Below are 17,889 nucleotides of genomic sequence, written 5' to 3'. Positions count from 1 at the left end.
TCAGTTCGCTAGCAGGACAAGTCTGAAGCTACTAAAAAATCTGGTGAGCCTTGTAAATCTTGCTCACTCCAACCAAGTCCTGCAAAAACAGTCAACCATTCAGATTCAAGCTCTGTCTCAACCGAAATGCGTTCACCCGTGACTGGATGCGAAAATACTAACTTTTTCGCAATCAGCCATAAGCGATTACAGTTAAAGTGTTCTCTAAAAAATCGATTTTGTTTACCATCACCGTGCGTAGTATCCCCTAAAATAGGATGTCTTAAATGCGCTAGATGGCGACGAAGTTGATGTTTACGGCCAGTATGAGGCATTAAATGCACTAACCCAAAACGACTGGTAGGATAACGACCTGAACTATAAGGAATTTCACTATTCAATAATGGCCAATATGCAGTTACTGCTTCTTGCGCAGCTTTATTGGGATCAACATCTTTATCACCAAGCGCATCAAATTCTTCTTTCAGTGGATAATCTAAAATAGCAGCTTCGTGCATATTGCCGCGAACTAATGCTAAGTAATGCTTTTCAATGGTATGTTCAGCAAACTGCTGGCATAAATTCTTAGCGCTCTCACTGCTTTTAGCAAATAATAATACGCCTGACGTTGGTCGATCGAGCCTATGGACAGGAAAAACATGACATCCCACTAGATCACGCGTTAACTGCATCGCAAAAAAACGCTCTTTACGTGCTAAATAACTACGGTGTACCAATAAACCAGCAGGTTTGTGAATAACAACGACATCGTCATCTTCGTAAAGCACCTTAATTTCAGGTGCAATTTCTAGTTCAATATCGTCATCTTCAACAGAGATTTGATCATTCATTTAGCAATATATCCAACTCATTAATTTGCGTAATTAGTAACGCTTTATCCATCGCACTCGCCCATACATGTTCTGCCATAGGGGCAATAGATATTTTGTTTGGTAAAGGTTGTTTAGCAATAATCAATTGCTGCATTTTAGGAATAAAAATAAATTGTAGCCACTGCTCTAATGGCATTAAGTCACATGCAAATGGCATCGTACTCATCAACGCTTGCGAGCTTGGTGCGGTATCACTCCAGCAACCTATACGTTTTAGTTCATGCTCAATCAATAACAACTGTTGCTGAGTTTTTTGGTATAACATCGATCGTCTCGCTTTTAGCAGTTACAAACTGAAGTCGTCAATTATACCATTACTTTTTCGCCTACACTCAATTTCTACAAAGTGCTAGTAATGAAGTTTGATCTTAAATATCTGCGATAGGTCACTTGAAAATCACTCAATCAATAACCAATTTAAGTATAATAGCTGCGATTAATATAACTAAACTGGTATCCAATGTCTGAAATCACCACCTTAAGCCAATTTCTGACCACCGCAAATACGCAATTTCAAGTGTATGACTTAGGTCGGCGTGTAGTAAATATTGATATGATGGCTTTTCATCAAATTGAATCTTTAATGAGTCCTTACCCTTATCCAATTCAAGGACACGCTCAATTTGCCATCGTTTTCTGGCAAAAAAGCCAGATGCCTTATATTTGGTTCTTAAAATTACCACTTGATGAAAAAGGCCTACTAAGCCCTGCTCCTCGTAGCCAATTTATAAAAATGATACTTGAAGCTCTTGGTAAAGATTTAACACAACCACTAAATGATGAAGAACAACAAAAGTTAGCTAATCACCCTTTTAGCTTTAAACCTAGTCAAGAAAAGCTTGCATTCTTTAACGCTCTTGTCCGTCGTCATTTAGGTCAAAATACAAGTCAACAATATGACTTTGCATACCAGTATTTAACTCAACAAACTGATAATTGGCAACACGTCGGATTACAAGGCATTGCAGATATTTGTGCCAGATATGATCAATTAGATCATGCGGATATCATTATGAACGCATTTAAATTTGCACCAGATCAAGTTCAAATTGCGCTATGTCAATGCTTGGAAAATATTCAGATCACTGTAGAGTTGAGCCAGTTATTACTCAAAAAAATCAAACATGCTCATGATCATAGTATGTATTCATACTGGTTACGTGGTCTTGCATCCAATGCAGAATGCACAATACAAGCGATTGAATATCTTGAACAACAACAGGTTTTAGATGAACATGAATTAATCACTATTGCCGCCAGAAATTGGATTGCTCTAAAACACGATCAAACTCGCACAATTTATTTAGAAGCATTAGCAAAGCAACCACAACACTTTTTCAATCAAATTTTTGCTGATATTGTGGCGATTCCATTGTTAAGAAACTGTATTTTAACTGAATTACGCAACCCTAATCGGAGCCAACAACTTAGTATGAGAATTGGCGGATTATTTAAGGCGACTTTATCATGATGACAGATGTATTACTCATTCTAGCCGTTGGTGTCATAGCCGCTTTCTTTTGGCAGTTAAGACAGATGGCAGAGATCAGTCGACGATTTGCAGAAAGAGAATGCCAAAAACAAAAAGTACAATTATTAGCCATTGCGATGGAGTCTGCACGTCCTTCGTTTGGCGGACATTCAGGTATCTGTTGGCAAGCAAAATATATGCTTGAATTTAGCACAGATGGTATTAATCAATTTAAAGCTACAATTACCATGCGCGGTAAACAGATCCAAAAAATTCAATGGCCTATTTTTCCAGAGCCCGACTGGTTAGAAGCCCCTATGACTAAAGGGTCTATTGGTGGTGGATGTGGCTCAAGGGGCAGCTGTAACTCAGGTTGTAAAAAGTAATACCGTCTATGACAGTTAGGTTTACCGCACAGGAAACCTAACTTCTTATCTTGCTCTACCACTTCTCATTCTTAAAACTTCATTTCAACAGACGAACACTAAAGCAAGAAGACAAAGTAACTTGTACAAAACGGAAAAAGGGCACAGCTTCTGCTGTGCCCTTCTTGACTTAGTGTAAGCTATCCCGCTATTTCTCGTGCTCCCTGCACCATCCATGCGTATAAATTCGGCGTCCTGCCTAATATTTCCATATTTTCCATTTTCAACTGATAAATCATTTATCAGGCTTGCTTATCCTTAAGCGTGTCCTTAAATCCATCCCTGAGCTTTCCATCGCAACTTTGTTATCCATAACTCTGTTCACCATCCTAGTAAACAGGCAATACACTCAAGTATTGTGTCCAACAAGTCCCTCTGTAACTATCCATAATGACTAAACATCCTGTTTAATCAGCTAATCATCCTGATTAGTTCCCTTTTGTTTCTCTAGCTCTTCCTAAGCTATGGACTCATTTTATACAAAAACGAGCATCAATGTCGACAACTTATTTAAATTATTTCAACCTAACATTAACAACTACACTACATTTTGATTTAATCACTTAAATATCAATATGTTACAGATTGGTATTTTGTAAGGCATATGCTTATATCTTACATATTTGTAAGATATCTCTCACAAAATTTGTAGCAATATGAGTAAGCAAGTAAAAGCTTAACCATTGTTTATCAAAAGAAAAGGGCGCGATAAACGCGCCCGACTAACTCTAAACAATGTGTGCTATCCAGCTCAATGAATGCTCCCTGCACCATCCTTGCGTAAATTTTCTCCTGCACCCTGCTTGTATGTCCTATACATTAATCCTTAAGCAATATCCTATTGCAGGTTCAAATCCATATTGGAACTCCATCCCCGCTACTTAATCCATCAAGCAATCCATTTAGATATTCCCTAATGATGTCCCTAAAATAATCATGCTAGATTATTTTGCTATCCAATTGCATTCCATATCCCTTTGTCACCCTGACTAAAGAATACTTCCAGATTCTTATTTCTTTACTAACTCTAAATAGCTAATAGTTCGTCCCTGATTTCCGAGATAAATTTTACCAAATAAAAACATTTTTTATACATGGAATATTAATTAAAAGAAGACTTCAAACTCTTAATAAAAATAACGAAATAATTTATTTATATTTATTATTAGACACTTACAAGCAATCCCGCAACCAACAAGTACCTAATGAGTAGCCATATTCCCACACTGTAAGCGAGATATTTCTCACAACCAGCTTCTCTAAATCTTCAATGCCACCACTTTATTAAAATGGCTTAATTAAACGAATTAGAAACATAATGATACAAACCACCAGCAACATCGCCAATCGTGATCTCTGAAATAAATCCGAATCCTTGCTGCTGAAATAATGTCACATGATTATTATCACTCACAAAAACCCCAATACCATCAATATTAGGTTGTTCATCACACCAGCTTTTCACTACAGTCAGTAAACGACCACCAACGCCCTTATGCTGTTCTGTTGGTGCTACGGCAACAAATTGCACAATGGCACAGTGCTTTTCCGGTAAATGTTCAAGTATCGATTGTTCTTTTGCTATTAATGCCTGAGTACTTTTCCATCCCGCGGCTAATAACATCTTTAAACGCCAATGCCAAAATCTTGCATCCCCAATTAATTGCGGCATCACAATCGATACAACGCCCACGAGACGAGAACCTTCAAATAAACCAATAAGCGTCTGCTCCTCAAGCCATAATTGATTTAATTCTTCTCGAATACTCGCTCTTAATTTTTGTTGATAATGACTTTCGTCAACAAAAGTTAAGCTGCTTTTAAATAAGGGATCATTGAGGTAGGCGTTATAAAGTAACGAGGCTGCCGAACGAAGATCTTCTGCAGTTAAATAAACAGCCCTGTAAGGTAATAATGATTCAGATGACATGTTAGCTCCCAATGGTTGATAACAGTAGCTAACGCTATCCTTGCTATCCTTGCTATCCTCCATTGAGCGCCACTGAAATAAATCCAGCCTTTATAGTAACAACTATTTAACAATATTCCAGTTTTTTAGAACATTGCCATTTGTTGATAAGCTGTATCTCCCCAACCCATTAAATTACCGTTTTCAAAAATTAAAGCAGTACATTCATCTTTAGTCGTTTGCCCATCACCATGTTGCCATTGGGTACGATAAAATAAGATTTTCATTGCTTGTCCTTTTTTATTGTACGCTTCGGTTAATTCTGGCTTCCCCATTAATAACTGAACTTGCTCTTGCGTCATCCCCATGTTTAATTGAGTAATATGCTGCTTATTTTGACGCTCTATTTTATGAAACTTATACTGGCCGCTATCGTCATCATTGCTTGCAATATTAATGGAGCAAGCACTAAGTCCTGCGATTATAGGTAAAACAAGTAGGCTTTTTATCATTTTTGGCATTTTATCTTCCTTGCAGTTTGTTACAATACACCATTGCTTCAAAAGCAATAGTTATGCCAAATCAGAAATGCAGATATTTATATGATTTAATTAATTATTTTTGATTTATTTAAAACAATTTGTTGTATAGATGGTGAGATTAGTTATCAATGAGTCAAATTAACCAAGTAATGATTACAGCTAAAGCGTTAATGTTAGCCGGTAAAACCCCAACTCTAGCCTTAATTAAAAATAAGCTTGAAGCTCAAATTCCAATGCCTGTAATCATTAAAGGCTTACAACGATTTAAAGCTTTATCACCACAAGAACAGTTAAATTTAACCGCTAATTTCACGACGGCGTCTACGCCGATAACATCGACTAAATCACCTTTAGAAAAGCAAGTCGAACAACTTGAAATGCAAGTGAAGCAATTAATGTTAGCGCAACAGGCATTACTCGCTCGTATTGAGGTTTTAGAGCAGCAAGGATCTTAGTCATATGTTTGTCACTGAATTAAGATTTGAGTGCTATGCAGATACCACGATTACTGCTGCGGAACAGGCGATTAACCAATTGCTCGAAGCATGGCGTGCTAATGGCCAAATTTTAGGTCGAGAATTTGCAGTTGCATTTAATGATGGCGAATTTAAAGTTCGATTACTGTTACCTGAAAAAAATAGCCTATCGCATAAATTCAATAGTGCTTGGGCTAAACAAGCTTTGCTGCAATTAACGCAAGCAAAACTGTTAACCCCAAGAGAAAAGTATATCGGCCAAGACATCAACTCAGAAGTGAGCTGTATCGATACACCAAGCTGGCAGGTTCTTTATACAAGCTATGTTCATATGTGCTCACCTGTACGCAATGGTGATAACTTGTTGCCCATTCCACTATATCGCCTTCCAGCAACATTCAATGGCGATCATAAACGAATTATAAAATGGCAAACGGAATGGCAAGCTTGTGATGAACTACAAATGGCGGCGGCAACTCAAGCTGAATTTGCAGCACTGACGGAGTTATCTACCGTTGAAAGTGACTTATTTAGAAGAGGCTGGGATCTTAGAGGCCGTATTGAGTTTTTAACTAAAATTCCAACCTACTACTATCTTTATCGTGTGGGCGGCAACAGCAAACAAGATGAGCTTGATAGAGTTTGTCCAAAATGTGGCTCAGCCAATTGGAAATTAGCTGAGCCGCTATTAGATATGTTCCAGTTTAAGTGTGATCACTGCCGAATTGTATCTAATATATCTTGGGATTACTTATAATCGAGAGTTAAGCACGACCACGTAAGTTGCGCCACATTATCTTCATACGCTCAATAATACCAGGATGCTCGTAATGAGTCGGTGAATGAGATTGATGCATAACAGGTGGCGCAATCACCACAGATAACTCATCCATAAATAACGATAAACTATCTGCTAACCGAATTGACTGTATTTCACCAGGTACTTCAATCCAAACACTACTGTCATCATTATTGACAGTCACCATCTGTTCATCATCACCAATCACGCCAATAAACCAAGTTAAAGGCTGTTTAAGCTTTTGCTTCATCATCAAATGACCAATGATATTTTTCTGCAAATACTCAAAATCATCTTCACTATACACCTGCAATAATTCACCTTGTCCCCAAGGCGAATCAAATAACATTGGTGCAGCAAAATATTGACCGTAAAAAGCGTCTATTTCAGAATGTAGTTCGAGATTTAACGCGGCGGCAACATTGTCAAATTTACCTGGATTATCTCGTACAACCAATTGCCAGCCTGACGCAATATCTTCTGCCACTATTTTTTCACAGCATGGGCTTTGCTCACCCATAAAGTAATATTGAGGCAAGTCACCCAAACTAGTTTGGTAGTCATTAATATAGCGCTGAATAAATTCTTCTAAAGATAAGCTACAAGACACTGAGCAGATTTCCAATCTTTGGTATAATAGATAGATATTTTGACATGGAATTAAATTTGATGACACAAAATCATGATCCTTACCATGATGCAGCCGAATTAGCGGGTCTTACATTAGGTAAAGCGACTGAGTATCAGGCAACTTATGATGCCTCTTTACTGCAAGCGGTTCCAAGAAAATTAAATCGAGATGCGATTGGGCTAACCCAAGAGCTGCCATTTACTGGTGCAGATATTTGGACCGGCTATGAATTATCTTGGTTAAATGCCAAAGGTAAGCCTATCGTTGCCATCGCAGAATTCACACTTGATTTCTCAACTAAAAACTTAGTTGAATCAAAGTCTTTTAAACTGTATCTCAATAGTTTCAATCAGACAAAGTTTGACTCAGTAGAAGCCGTCCAACAAACACTTACTGCCGATTTAAGTCAATGTGCACAAGGCACCGTAACCGTCAAAATCATTGAAGTTAAGCACTTTGCAACGATGCGTATTGCGGAACTTCCAGGTCACTTACTTGATGATTTAGATATTGAAGTGGATAATTATCAATTTAATGCTGATTTACTGCTCGACAGTACTGATGAAAAGCAAGTTGTAGCAGAAACACTCACATCAAACTTGTTAAAGTCAAATTGCCTAATACCTCTCAACCTGATTGGGGGAGTGTCATGATCCGTTATCAAGGGCCTAAAATTGATAGAGAAAAGCTACTACGCTATCTCATTTCATTTAGACAACACAATGAGTTCCATGAGCAATGTGTTGAACGTATTTTTGTTGACTTAAAACGCTTCTGTCAATGCAGTAAACTCACCGTTTATGCGCGCTATACTCGCCGTGGTGGCTTAGATATCAATCCATATCGTAGCGATTTTGAGCATTTACCTGAAAATCATCGCCTTGCCAGGCAGTAAAATATCCGTCATAGAAATAGGCGCAATCTGCGCCTATTTCTATTTAAATAAGAGAAACAACCTGAAGCGGTTAGGCTATAGCTGTTAAAGAATGAATATCAAGCCAATGACAATCTAATGCATCCATCACTATTGGTGTTTGAGCACATAATGCAAAACAATAGTGACTGTTAATAATACCAGCAATGGTTGACCAATGAGTTTCACTTACGGAGCTTGAGAAAAATCTTAACTGATTATTAGCTAACTGACGTACATTAATTATTTCAGCTAAGCTCACATCAACCTCAAAACTTGCAAGAGACTGACTTAGACCTTGCCCAGTTGCTTTTAACCTCGCCTCTTTTAAACACCATAATTGAAAAAAATATTGCCGTTGCAATGCGCTTGGTAAAACCTCTAATTTCGATTGCTCATTAGGGTGAAAAAAATGAGATGATATTTCATTAATGTTAGTTCGTAATTTTATCTGCTCAATATCCACCCCCAATGACGCTGATTCGTTTGTACAAGACACACCAACAAGTAGGTAATCACCACTATGGCTGATATTAAATTGAACATTATTTGATAATGGGTTTTGAATTAATTGAGGCTTACCGTTTATGTCATACAGAAACAGCAGCTCTTGTGGTAATTTATGGCAATATAAACTTAATATATAACGAACGAAAATACGTACCAATAATGCTCGCTGCTGCTTACCTTGAGTCGCATAAGCGTTAACTTTAGTGATTTCCGCAGCAGATAACCAGTGCCGATATTGCGGTGCCAGTTGTTCAATATCAACTAATGAACAAAGCCATAATTGGTAATGAGATTGTTTGTTTTGATCTGGAATATTCAATGGCAAAACCTAATCCGAAAGGACCTCAGCAAACAGTTAATATTTACTGTTCAAAATGCAAACAGCAACTTTATAAATATCGAAAAGGTGGTAAAGGTGCGTTAGTCAAATGCTTCAAAGAACGTATCGTTGAGGATTACACCTCAACTACTGCAGTCTGTCCAGTATGCCAGCAGACTTTTGCCCGCGAAACACTCATCAGAGGCGTTCCCGCTTTTAAAATAATCGGCGGTAAGGTTTATCAAAAGTAATTGCGATCCAATATTTGATTAGCCCATGACATTACCCCAAATTATTTAAACAAGCCATTTAGGCTTTAATGCCATCATTACTATAAAGTCTGCTAAAATAACGCTAATTCCAGTTTTAGCGTATTTTAACGCATTTTATCTAGGTTTATTTGATGGCAACAACAACCCCCATCCTCAATTATTCACTTACAATCGATCCAATCATTGAGACGCAAAATGGTAACGAAAAAAGAGCGCTAAGTTATGCTAATACTATTTTTTCATTATTCAGCTATGTGTTAAATGAACAAAAACCTGCAGATAAAGTGATTGCTGAGTATTTCAGAGAGCATAAAAAGCATGGTTCAAAAGATCGTAAAGTGATCAGAGAAAGCTTGTTTGCACTATTCAGATGGTGGGGATGGCTGCAACAGGTTGGTCAATATCAGCAAAGCCAAGATTGGTTTAAATTACTGACACTAGCAGCGACACTCGAACAACATCAATGGCACAATATTATTGAGTCATGGCAACGTTTCGCCCAAATTGAGCAATTACCACCAGCAGCTAACTTAACTCAAAAGCAGCAACTGGTAGAAATTGTAGCGGGTGTAAAGGTCACTGCCGAATCACTTATGCCAGCTTGGTTTTGGCCTATGGTTGCCGATAACTGCGATAAAACAGCATTAATCGAATCTATGTGCACTCGCCCACCATTATGGCTAAGAGCCCAAACGAGCCCAAGCACTGAAATAGTAAAACAGCTGAATCAGGCTGGATTTGATGCAGATATCAATCCATCGATTTCAACCGCTATTTCACTTGGTCATCAAGCGATTAATTTAAATGAAATTGATTGTTATAAGAAAGGCCAAGTTGAAGTTCAAGATTTAGCATCACAAGTTATTGGCTATATTTGTCAGCCACAAACTAATGAACAATGGTGGGATACTTGCTCAGGCGCTGGAGGCAAAACGTTACAGTTGGCTTCAATCCTTAAACAACAAAATGCAAATGCTAAGATAACAGCATCAGATATTAGGCCTTTTGTGTTACAAGAATTGCTTAAACGAGCCAAACGAGCTGGATTTAAAGGTATTACAACCAAACCTTGGACTTCTGAAGCATTACCCGTTGATACACAATTTGATGGCGTATTAGTGGATGCTCCTTGTAGCTGTACGGGGACTTGGCGTCGTAACCCGGATATGCGTTGGCTGGACACCCCAGAGTCACTGCAACACTACCCAGAACTGCAATTAGACATTTTATCTCGTAGTGCCAAAGCCGTTAAAAATGGGGGCAAATTAGTTTATGCCACTTGCTCATTAGCCAGTAATGAAAATGAACAAGTTATCACTCAATTTTTGGCCAACAACCCTGAATTTGAGCTTATGCTAATAATCGATCCATTAACTCAAACTCAGCAAAAAATGTTAACCGTATATCCTTATACCCAAGACAGTGATGGCATGTTTGTGTGCTGTATGGTTAAACAAAAGTGATACGTCAAATTTTTAGTCACTATCGATAAAAATTTTTCACTTTTCACCATAACTAATTTTGATAAGAATAGGCATGTTCACTCAATCTGTATACGGATATAGAAAATGTCTTATGACTATGATTTTGAAGATGATTGGTCTTGCGAAGATCAAATTAAGGATAAACAGAAGGACAAACGTTTAAAGCAACGTCGTCAAGATAATAAACGTAAGTACTCTGAAGACAATCAATGTCAATCCACTTCAAAAAAATGGTAGAAAAATGGCAAGCCTAAAGCTTGCCATTTTTATTTACCTGTTTCAGAAACTAGCAAGCTAACTTACTGATATTAAGCCACTAATGAGTGATGTCGCTTCAACCATTTATATTCATATAAACTATTTTCAGCATTTCTAAGTAAGTCATACACATTAGTATTTAACTCAGTATCTGTTTCACCAATACCTAAATTTACATCATCAAAATCAGCATTATCTATACCAAATTTCATCACTTTTAAATAAGCAATAAATTCACGCTTATTATCTACCGGTAACACAACTGCAAATTTCCACGTCGATAGCCTAAAACTCTTAAGCGGTAGTGATATCTGTTGCAGTTGTCCGACGAAACATCCAACTAACTCATGTTGTTGTTCATGCTCTAAATTATCGGTCAAATCATTATGTGAGACTATCTCAACCAAAATGAGTGACAATTTAGTCGCATCTTCGGTAAAGCTAATATGGTTATTAATATAATCATCAAATGCATACTTATTAGCTAAACGACTCATAGGATCACGCCTAAAGTTTTGCCAAGATTCAGCAAACATCTGTAAGCGTTGTTCTCGTTTATTATTATTAATATTTTGTTTATCCACTAAAGCTAATGCTAAAAATAATGCATCTATTGCCGAGCCAACTAAAAGCGCTATCTCTGCATACTGAATAATGTCAGGTAATATCGATAAATTATGAGGTAATATTGATAGCAGTGGAATAAAAACTAAAATAAAAGCCATTAAAAAATAACGACTTGGCATAAAACCATTTAAGAAGCACACATTGCCACAAATCAATGCTAATAATAACCAGAGTAGTAAAACCGTCGCAACAATCGCCGAACTGTATTCAATTTTAATGCAAACACAGACAATCGCAGCACATGACAGTACTAATAACCATTTGCTATAACACCAAAGTTTTGGGGCTATTTGTGGTAATCCTAAAAAATGCTTATACAGTAAGACATTACAAATAGGCAACATCAAAAATAAAATGGGTATAATTTCAAACCAATATATATTCCAATACTGTGAGGGTATATGAAATGTAAATGCCCAACCCAATGCTAAAAATAAAACGTATAAAGAATAATATCCGTAGGTTTTATCATGATTAATCACAAATAAGCTAAAGTGATAAAGCATTAAAAAAAGTAAACCGCCAATGATAACCTGTATAAGTAAAGAACGTTCGTGGGCATCAATAACATGCTGATTTAATTCTTGAATTTCAACAATTGGAGATACTTTAAAATTACGACTACTCACTTTGATAATAATGTAGTATTCAACATAAGGATTAATATCAACACTGCGAGCATAATTTAAGCTAAACTGTGGCTTCGCATAAAAACCACTTTGCTTATGCTGCACGCTACCATCACTGCCATATAACCAATAATCAATATGTTCAATCAAAGGCTTACGAAGATTCAAAGTCCATGCTTTAGCCTCCCCGGCTAACATCAATGATGTAACTAAATAAAACTCTCCACCCGTTTTTTTTACACCATTAATCCTTGTTTGCTTATGCAACCAAGTGGGAATTTCATCATAATAATGAGGCAGCGGAAATTGCGCATCAACATGATAATAATCTACATGCTCAAGGATCTGTATTTCATTAGCGGCTTTACTTGAAAAGCTAAAAATCAGTATTAAGCAAACTAATGTATATCTTAACCACTGCCAACGTTGAGAGCTCATCACTTTTAGAACTTAAACTTAGTACCAAGATACCAAGCGGCATTGATAGTACGATCATGACCAGATTCATATTTGTAGTGCATATATTGATATCCACCATACACAGCAAGACTATCATTTAGTCGATATTGTAATCGTGTATCAAATTCGTATTGTCTTTTTATCGCGTCAAATGCTAATACACTTGGTGTGTAGTAACCACTGACTTCTGCACTAAGATTTGAACCTAAATCAAGTTGATACAATCCACCTAAACCGATGATCGTGCCATGTTCAGCATGAAATGCCCATAAGTGCGATAACTTACCACCAATTTGAATTTTTTGGGCACCGGCGTGATGCTGGAAATAGACGCCAGCTGCGGCATAATAACCACCGGTATCTGAATAGCGATATTCGAAACGACTTGTTGCTTGATCGGTTAAAGCAATATCTGTAGCCGCTAAAATGCTGTCATCATTAATACCAACATCTAATTCAGCAGCCTGTGCGGCCATTGAAATGCTTAACCAACCAAACACGACTAACCATAATTGTTTCATCATATGTATGCTACATTAATTAAATAAGATGTAGCATACACAGACTCAAATTATTCATCTATATCTATATGTTTAATTAAGATTTTTTTGTGAAATGAGTAACTTTTTTCGATATTATTTAACGGTGATTCGATCGCCAACTAACGAACTCATCATTTGATCTACATTTGTTGCAGCGTCAAGTGCAAAATAATACCAGCCCACAACATTGCCGGTACCACGTATACTTAAAAAGTTTGCCCAAAAATGCCAACCCGCTTTTAATAAATTGGCTTTACTTGCTTGATTTTCGTCTCTAATCGTTGCAAACAGCAATTTGATCCCTAAATCCTTAGCAACTTGGGTTCTTTTCTCTGTTAATCGCTGAGCAATACCACGGCGACGAAATGCAGGAGCGACAACTAAATAACCAAATTCAGCGACATCCCCCTGCCCCTCTTTAATCGCGGCACAGCCAATAACAGTATTGTCAGGCGTCAAAGCAACTATCACAGCTCGAGAGCGAAAAAATGAAGCATGATCTAATGGGTGGGCGTTATCATCGCGATGATCGATCAGTGCGGCAGCTTGGCTTAACATATCTACCTGCTCACTGACCTCAATCCGAATAGATTCAATACAATGATCCATAACGAAACTCTTTAAAAACCATGAAAAATTAAATTTTACCTGTTACTGATTTAACTAGCGAGTAAAACATGTGCTTTAATACGGCTAATACCAATAAGAAAAACCAATAAGGATCAAGGAATGAGTAATGATATTTATCAATTTGTAGTCGATGACATCCAAGGAAATAAAGTTGAGCTATCACAATTCAAAGGTCAGGTTTTACTGATTGTAAATACAGCTAGCAAATGTGGTTTTACACCGCAATATGAACAGTTGGAACAGCTCTATCAACAGTATAAAGTACAAGGATTTTCCATTTTAGGTTTTCCTTGTAACCAGTTTGCCCATCAAGAACCTGCAGATAATCAACAAATTGCTCAATTCTGCCAATTAAACTATCAAGTGTCTTTCCCACTGTTTGCCAAAGTGGACGTTAATGGTAATGATGCAAGTGAACTCTATCGATTCCTCAGCATGCAAGCTAAAGGCTTATTGGGAAGCAGTAGCGTAAAATGGAATTTCACCAAATTCTTAGTTAATCGCGAAGGAAAAGTGCTAAGTCGATTTGCCCCAACCACAACGCCATTAAGCCTAAAACAAGCCATTGAATCTTTACTTTAAAAATAAATATACAACTTTTTATAAAAGCAGTGAACTTATTAAAAGAGCCGTGCTCTAACATAGTGAACAAGATTTTCGCGTTCATCATTCTCCCAAGGACTTCTAGCGCAGTCCCTTAGATCAAACAGATCTCCAGGCAACTTTATTGAGTTGCCTTTTTTTTACCCAAAATAAACAACAGAAATAATAATCTTTAAAATCAAACACTTATAAATTAATTAAATTATTTTATATGGTAGAGTGAACTAAACTGAGTTTATGGCGTCTGATATTATGAAACGAATTTATATTCACTTTCATCATCATACTCCCTTATGTGGTGTTTAATGCTAGCGCTTTTTAAACACTCATTTCAAAGGCTAAAATCCTTTTTGAGCAACCTTAATATGGTTGCTTTTTTTTATCTAAAAATTGATGAAATCCCACTAAATGCCTAATTGTTGCAACTCTTTTAAGACCACTTTTTGGGGTAATGGTACATAGCCATCTTTAGCAACAATTTGCTGTCCTTGACCAGATAGAATAAATCGAACGAACTCTCTATCCATTGGGGTTAATGGCTTGTTGGGGTGCTTATTAATATAAACATACAAATATCGAGCCAGAGGATACTCACCGGAAGCTGCATTATCAGCTGTTGCGGCAATATATTGTTGTTGTTCATTGGCTATTGCGACGGCTTTAACTCCAGCAGTTCGATAGCCTATCCCAGAATATCCAATTGCATTAAGTGATTGTGATACTGATTGCACCACGGATGCCGAACCGGGTTGCTCATTCACATTAGCCTTAAAATCACCGTTACATAACGCTTTTTTCTTAAAATAGCCGTAAGTACCCGAGACTGAGTTTCGGCCATATAATTGAATATCTCTTTTAGCCCAGCGACCTTGTAATCCTAATTGTTGCCAGTGATTGATATTATGACCACCGCAGCGATAAGTAATTGAGAAAATATCATCAATTTGCTCAATCGTTAGCCCTGTAATCGGATTATCTTTGTGAACAAATATGGCTAATACGTCAATCGCAACTTTTATGGGTGTTGGTTGGTAACCGTAACGTTTCTCAAATGATTCGATTTCATTTGGTTTCATCAACCGACTCATTGGGCCAAATTGTGAGGTTGCTTCGGTTAAAGCTGGCGGAGCTGTTGATGAACCAGCTGCTTGAATTTGAATATTAACGTTAGGGTAAATATCTTTAAATTGCTCTGCCCACAGAGTCATCATATTTGCCAGAGTGTCAGAGCCAACAGATGAAAGATTACCAGATACACCACTGACTTTTTGATAACTTGCTAGCTCATCATCTTGTTCTGCAACTGCAAAAGATGAAGCGAAGATGCTAGCACCCAATAACAAAAGATTCAGCAGGCCTTTAAGTCTCATTACAAGCTCTCTTACTTTTGCAACGTCAAACTTAAAATGACGACGATTAATAGATTGATATAAAGCATGAATAGACTTAACTCGCATCAATCAATACGCTTTTTTTGTACAATTAATATTGAAGGAATCGTAAAGCTAAAAGTGCTGCCTTGCCCTAACTCGCTAGTGATCACTAACTCACTATGATGATGACTCAACGCATGTTTCACAATTGCCAGCCCTAAACCACTGCCACCAGTTTGACGTGAGCGCGCAGTATCAACGCGATAAAAACGTTCTGTTAATCGCGGTAAATGTTGTGCAGCAATACCTTCGCCAGAATCACTAACACTAAACATGGCACCATCAGAGACAGCTTGCCACTTCACGGTAATAGAACCTGACTCTGGCGTATAACGAATGGCATTAGAGATCAAATTTGAACAAGCGCTGATAATTTGAAATTCATTCCCCAAAATAGCAATCTGCGGATCACATTCAAACTTAAGTTGATAACGGCCCAGAGACAATGCTTCCGCTTCTATTTCTAAGCCTTTCATCAATAATCCCATATCGATTTCATGGGCCCAATCGATATCGTCTTCATCTTCAATACGAGAAAGCGCTAATAACTGCTCAACCAATAATTTCATACGTTGGGTCTGTTGTTGCATGAGTTCCACCGGTCTCGCGACCATAGGATCATCGCTTTGCATTGACTCCATCATTTCAAGGTAGCCTTGTAATACCGTCAATGGCGTCTTTAGCTCATGTGAAACGTTAGCAACAAATTCACGACGCATTCCTTCAAGTTGGCGAATACGGGAAATATCGCGAGCAATCAATAACAACTGGTGTTCACCATAAGCAATAATTCGAAATTCGAGTATTCGTCCTTCATGCACAGGAGAAGGCAGTTCAAGTGGCACACCATATTTGGCCTGCACTAAATATCGCGAAAAGTCAGGATGACGTAATAGATTGTCAATTCGTTGACCACTATCTTGCGGCCATAAAAAACCGAGTAACCTTTGTGCTAACTTATTGCACCATAAAATATTATATTCACTGTCCAATACCACTGCAGCATCAGGTAATGCCTCGGCGGCAAGTCGAAAACGCGCAAGTAAATCTGCTAATTGATTTAATCGTTTACGATTTTTTCGTTGTAGTCGATAGACACCATTGAACACGCCTTCCCAACTCCCCTGTCCTTGAGGGGGGGTTAATTTCTTCATTTGCCAAAGCCATATTTGTAATCGAATTAACTGCCGATAATGCCAAGCTAATAGGACTATACTCGCGACCAATAATGACAAAGTCACCTGACCCACTAATAAGCCAATGATTGTCGCTAAAGCAATATATAGGACTAATCTAGATATCAACTTATACCTAGTATGTGGTTCAACCATGAAGTAGCCTCAGCAACAACTAAGATAAATTATAAACGAGTAGAAAAACGATAGCCTGCACCTCTAACAGTTTGAATCAATCGATCATGTCCTGATGCTTCAATTGCTTTTCTTAGTCTTCTGATATGTACGTCAACAGTACGGTCTTCAACATACACATTGGTTCCCCATACATTATCAAGCAATTGTTCGCGACTATATACTCGCTCAGGATGGGTCATAAAAAAGTGCAGTAATCTAAATTCTGTCGGCCCCATATCAAGCACACTATCAGCAACACTCACTCTATGACTAACAGGATCTAATGCTAACCCCTGCACTTCAATCACTTCTTCTAGACGTGTTGGTGCACTGCGTCGCAATACCGCTTTAATTCGTGCCACTAACTCTTTTGGCGAGAATGGTTTAGTCATATAGTCATCGGCACCAACTTCTAGCCCTTTGACCTTATCCTCTTCTTCACCGCGTGCAGTCAGCATAATAATCGGAATTTGACGAGTAAACTTATCCATTTTTATCTGCTTAGCAAACTGAATACCACTTCCGCCAGGAATCATCCAATCGAGTAAGATTAGATCAGGATATGGCTCGTTCATCTGCGCTAATGCTTGCGGCATCGTCTCTGCGGTTTTAACATTAAAACCATGCTGTTCCAATACAAAAACCAGCATCTCTTGGATGGCTAACTCATCTTCAACAATCAATATCCGTGCGGTCATAGCTATTTACTTCACTCATGATTAATAACGCTAGT

19 protein-coding genes and 1 pseudogene are annotated in these 17,889 nt (G+C 37.7%); 8 read left to right on the top strand and 12 right to left on the bottom strand.

What is annotated here, in order from left to right:
* Positions 1–8 precede the first annotated feature (8 nt).
* Entirely contained in the window at positions 9–830 is an 822-nt protein-coding gene (gene truC, locus JCM15074_RS03585) for a tRNA pseudouridine(65) synthase TruC (RefSeq protein WP_025819957.1), read from the bottom strand.
* Positions 823–1,137 carry a YqcC family protein gene (locus JCM15074_RS03580; protein ID WP_025819956.1) on the bottom strand — a complete coding sequence of 105 codons (315 nt, stop codon included), beginning with the start codon at positions 1,135–1,137 and terminating at the stop codon, positions 823–825. Before JCM15074_RS03580 ends, truC begins: the two co-directional genes overlap by 8 nt.
* 195 nt (positions 1,138–1,332) lie before the next feature.
* On the opposite strand from JCM15074_RS03580, the gene JCM15074_RS03575 reads away from it, so the two are divergent.
* A complete protein-coding gene (locus JCM15074_RS03575) occupies positions 1,333–2,343 on the top strand; it encodes a DUF3549 family protein (RefSeq protein ID WP_025819955.1) in 1,011 nt (336 codons plus the stop codon).
* The gene (locus tag JCM15074_RS03570; RefSeq protein WP_025819954.1) at positions 2,340–2,729 is read left to right on the top strand and encodes a DUF3301 domain-containing protein; all 390 of its coding nucleotides are present in this window, start codon (positions 2,340–2,342) and stop codon (positions 2,727–2,729) included. Before JCM15074_RS03575 ends, JCM15074_RS03570 begins: the two co-directional genes overlap by 4 nt.
* A gap of 1,333 nt (positions 2,730–4,062) precedes the next feature.
* Here JCM15074_RS03570 and JCM15074_RS03560 read toward each other — a convergent pair.
* Together JCM15074_RS03560 and JCM15074_RS03555 are read right to left on the bottom strand one after the other, a co-directional pair.
* Positions 4,063–4,698: a GNAT family N-acetyltransferase gene (locus JCM15074_RS03560; RefSeq protein ID WP_025819953.1), complete on the bottom strand. Its 636-nt coding sequence runs from the start codon at positions 4,696–4,698 to the stop codon at positions 4,063–4,065.
* 125 nt (positions 4,699–4,823) lie between these two features.
* A complete protein-coding gene (locus tag JCM15074_RS03555) occupies positions 4,824–5,198 on the bottom strand; it encodes a DUF3192 domain-containing protein (RefSeq protein ID WP_025819952.1) in 375 nt (124 codons plus the stop codon).
* Between the two features lie 149 nt (positions 5,199–5,347).
* Here JCM15074_RS03555 and JCM15074_RS03550 point away from each other — a divergent pair, with 149 nt between their 5' ends.
* Positions 5,348–5,674, top strand: coding sequence for a hypothetical protein (locus tag JCM15074_RS03550; RefSeq protein ID WP_025819951.1), 327 nt, complete (start codon positions 5,348–5,350; stop codon positions 5,672–5,674).
* A gap of 4 nt (positions 5,675–5,678) precedes the next feature.
* Positions 5,679–6,452 carry a Zn-ribbon-containing protein gene (locus tag JCM15074_RS03545; RefSeq protein WP_025819950.1) on the top strand — a complete coding sequence of 258 codons (774 nt, stop codon included), beginning with the start codon at positions 5,679–5,681 and terminating at the stop codon, positions 6,450–6,452.
* Positions 6,453–6,459: 7 nt separating this feature from the next.
* Here the strand turns inward: JCM15074_RS03545 and syd are convergent, their stop codons facing one another.
* Positions 6,460–7,104, bottom strand: coding sequence for a SecY-interacting protein (gene syd / locus JCM15074_RS03540; protein WP_025819949.1), 645 nt, complete (start codon positions 7,102–7,104; stop codon positions 6,460–6,462).
* Positions 7,105–7,163: 59 nt separating this feature from the next.
* Between syd and queF the strand changes: the two are divergent.
* Positions 7,164–8,020 (top strand): annotated as a pseudogene (gene queF, locus JCM15074_RS20715) (NADPH-dependent 7-cyano-7-deazaguanine reductase QueF).
* Between the two features lie 70 nt (positions 8,021–8,090).
* On the opposite strand, the gene JCM15074_RS20710 reads toward queF, so the two are convergent.
* A complete protein-coding gene (locus JCM15074_RS20710) occupies positions 8,091–8,867 on the bottom strand; it encodes a 4'-phosphopantetheinyl transferase family protein (protein ID WP_025819948.1) in 777 nt (258 codons plus the stop codon).
* Between JCM15074_RS20710 and JCM15074_RS03525 the strand changes: the two genes are divergently transcribed.
* Together JCM15074_RS03525 and JCM15074_RS03520 are read left to right on the top strand one after the other, a co-directional pair.
* Positions 8,867–9,118, top strand: a complete 252-nt coding sequence (locus JCM15074_RS03525; RefSeq protein ID WP_025819946.1) for a hypothetical protein — start codon at positions 8,867–8,869, stop codon at positions 9,116–9,118. The two genes, JCM15074_RS20710 and JCM15074_RS03525, sit on opposite strands and share 1 nt — an antisense overlap.
* A gap of 152 nt (positions 9,119–9,270) precedes the next feature.
* The gene (locus JCM15074_RS03520; RefSeq protein WP_025819944.1) at positions 9,271–10,602 is read left to right on the top strand and encodes an RsmB/NOP family class I SAM-dependent RNA methyltransferase; all 1,332 of its coding nucleotides are present in this window, start codon (positions 9,271–9,273) and stop codon (positions 10,600–10,602) included.
* 329 nt (positions 10,603–10,931) lie between these two features.
* On the opposite strand, the gene JCM15074_RS03510 is transcribed toward JCM15074_RS03520, so the two are convergent.
* From JCM15074_RS03510 to JCM15074_RS03500, 3 genes are all read right to left on the bottom strand, one after another.
* The gene (locus tag JCM15074_RS03510) at positions 10,932–12,575 is read right to left on the bottom strand and encodes a 7TM diverse intracellular signaling domain-containing protein (RefSeq protein WP_025819943.1); all 1,644 of its coding nucleotides are present in this window, start codon (positions 12,573–12,575) and stop codon (positions 10,932–10,934) included.
* Positions 12,576–12,580: 5 nt separating this feature from the next.
* The gene (locus tag JCM15074_RS03505) at positions 12,581–13,120 is read right to left on the bottom strand and encodes a YfaZ family outer membrane protein (RefSeq protein WP_084266947.1); all 540 of its coding nucleotides are present in this window, start codon (positions 13,118–13,120) and stop codon (positions 12,581–12,583) included.
* A 111-nt stretch (positions 13,121–13,231) separates the two neighbouring features.
* The gene (locus JCM15074_RS03500; RefSeq protein WP_025819940.1) at positions 13,232–13,747 is read right to left on the bottom strand and encodes a GNAT family N-acetyltransferase; all 516 of its coding nucleotides are present in this window, start codon (positions 13,745–13,747) and stop codon (positions 13,232–13,234) included.
* A gap of 120 nt (positions 13,748–13,867) precedes the next feature.
* On the opposite strand from JCM15074_RS03500, the gene JCM15074_RS03495 reads away from it, so the two are divergent.
* A complete protein-coding gene (locus tag JCM15074_RS03495; RefSeq protein WP_025819939.1) occupies positions 13,868–14,350 on the top strand; it encodes a glutathione peroxidase in 483 nt (160 codons plus the stop codon).
* A 425-nt stretch (positions 14,351–14,775) separates the two neighbouring features.
* On the opposite strand, the gene JCM15074_RS03490 is transcribed toward JCM15074_RS03495, so the two are convergent.
* The 3 genes from JCM15074_RS03490 to phoB all read right to left on the bottom strand — a co-directional run bounded on the left by JCM15074_RS03490 (position 14,776) and on the right by phoB (position 17,854).
* Entirely contained in the window at positions 14,776–15,741 is a 966-nt protein-coding gene (locus JCM15074_RS03490; RefSeq protein ID WP_025819938.1) for a PstS family phosphate ABC transporter substrate-binding protein, read from the bottom strand.
* A gap of 86 nt (positions 15,742–15,827) precedes the next feature.
* Positions 15,828–17,135: a phosphate regulon sensor histidine kinase PhoR gene (phoR, locus tag JCM15074_RS03485; RefSeq protein WP_025819937.1), complete on the bottom strand. Its 1,308-nt coding sequence runs from the start codon at positions 17,133–17,135 to the stop codon at positions 15,828–15,830.
* 29 nt (positions 17,136–17,164) lie between these two features.
* Entirely contained in the window at positions 17,165–17,854 is a 690-nt protein-coding gene (phoB, locus tag JCM15074_RS03480) for a phosphate regulon transcriptional regulator PhoB (RefSeq protein WP_025819936.1), read from the bottom strand.
* Positions 17,855–17,889 lie beyond the last annotated feature (35 nt).

This window comes from Shewanella marina JCM 15074 (assembly GCF_000614975.1).
Classification (GTDB): domain Bacteria; phylum Pseudomonadota; class Gammaproteobacteria; order Enterobacterales; family Shewanellaceae; genus Shewanella; species Shewanella marina.
The sequence above is the reverse complement of the archived record's forward strand: the minus strand, read 5'-3'. Positions and strand labels throughout refer to the sequence as shown.

Excerpts from the sequence above, each read along its gene's own strand:
- JCM15074_RS03575 (WP_025819955.1), top strand. The coding sequence starts at position 1,333 with ATGTCTGAAATCACCACCTTAAGCCAATTTCTGACCACCGCAAATACG.
- phoR (WP_025819937.1), bottom strand. The coding sequence starts at position 17,135 with ATGGTTGAACCACATACTAGGTATAAGTTGATATCTAGATTAGTCCTA.
- JCM15074_RS03500 (WP_025819940.1), bottom strand. The coding sequence starts at position 13,747 with ATGGATCATTGTATTGAATCTATTCGGATTGAGGTCAGTGAGCAGGTA.
- JCM15074_RS03495 (WP_025819939.1), top strand. The coding sequence starts at position 13,868 with ATGAGTAATGATATTTATCAATTTGTAGTCGATGACATCCAAGGAAAT.
- JCM15074_RS03570 (WP_025819954.1), top strand. The coding sequence starts at position 2,340 with ATGATGACAGATGTATTACTCATTCTAGCCGTTGGTGTCATAGCCGCT.
- JCM15074_RS03550 (WP_025819951.1), top strand. The coding sequence starts at position 5,348 with ATGAGTCAAATTAACCAAGTAATGATTACAGCTAAAGCGTTAATGTTA.
- truC (WP_025819957.1), bottom strand. The coding sequence starts at position 830 with ATGAATGATCAAATCTCTGTTGAAGATGACGATATTGAACTAGAAATT.
- JCM15074_RS03545 (WP_025819950.1), top strand. The coding sequence starts at position 5,679 with ATGTTTGTCACTGAATTAAGATTTGAGTGCTATGCAGATACCACGATT.
- JCM15074_RS03555 (WP_025819952.1), bottom strand. The coding sequence starts at position 5,198 with ATGCCAAAAATGATAAAAAGCCTACTTGTTTTACCTATAATCGCAGGA.
- JCM15074_RS03510 (WP_025819943.1), bottom strand. The coding sequence starts at position 12,575 with ATGAGCTCTCAACGTTGGCAGTGGTTAAGATATACATTAGTTTGCTTA.
- JCM15074_RS03505 (WP_084266947.1), bottom strand. The coding sequence starts at position 13,120 with ATGATGAAACAATTATGGTTAGTCGTGTTTGGTTGGTTAAGCATTTCA.
- JCM15074_RS03490 (WP_025819938.1), bottom strand. The coding sequence starts at position 15,741 with ATGAGACTTAAAGGCCTGCTGAATCTTTTGTTATTGGGTGCTAGCATC.
- JCM15074_RS03525 (WP_025819946.1), top strand. The coding sequence starts at position 8,867 with ATGGCAAAACCTAATCCGAAAGGACCTCAGCAAACAGTTAATATTTAC.
- JCM15074_RS03580 (WP_025819956.1), bottom strand. The coding sequence starts at position 1,137 with ATGTTATACCAAAAAACTCAGCAACAGTTGTTATTGATTGAGCATGAA.
- phoB (WP_025819936.1), bottom strand. The coding sequence starts at position 17,854 with ATGACCGCACGGATATTGATTGTTGAAGATGAGTTAGCCATCCAAGAG.
- JCM15074_RS03520 (WP_025819944.1), top strand. The coding sequence starts at position 9,271 with ATGGCAACAACAACCCCCATCCTCAATTATTCACTTACAATCGATCCA.
- JCM15074_RS03560 (WP_025819953.1), bottom strand. The coding sequence starts at position 4,698 with ATGTCATCTGAATCATTATTACCTTACAGGGCTGTTTATTTAACTGCA.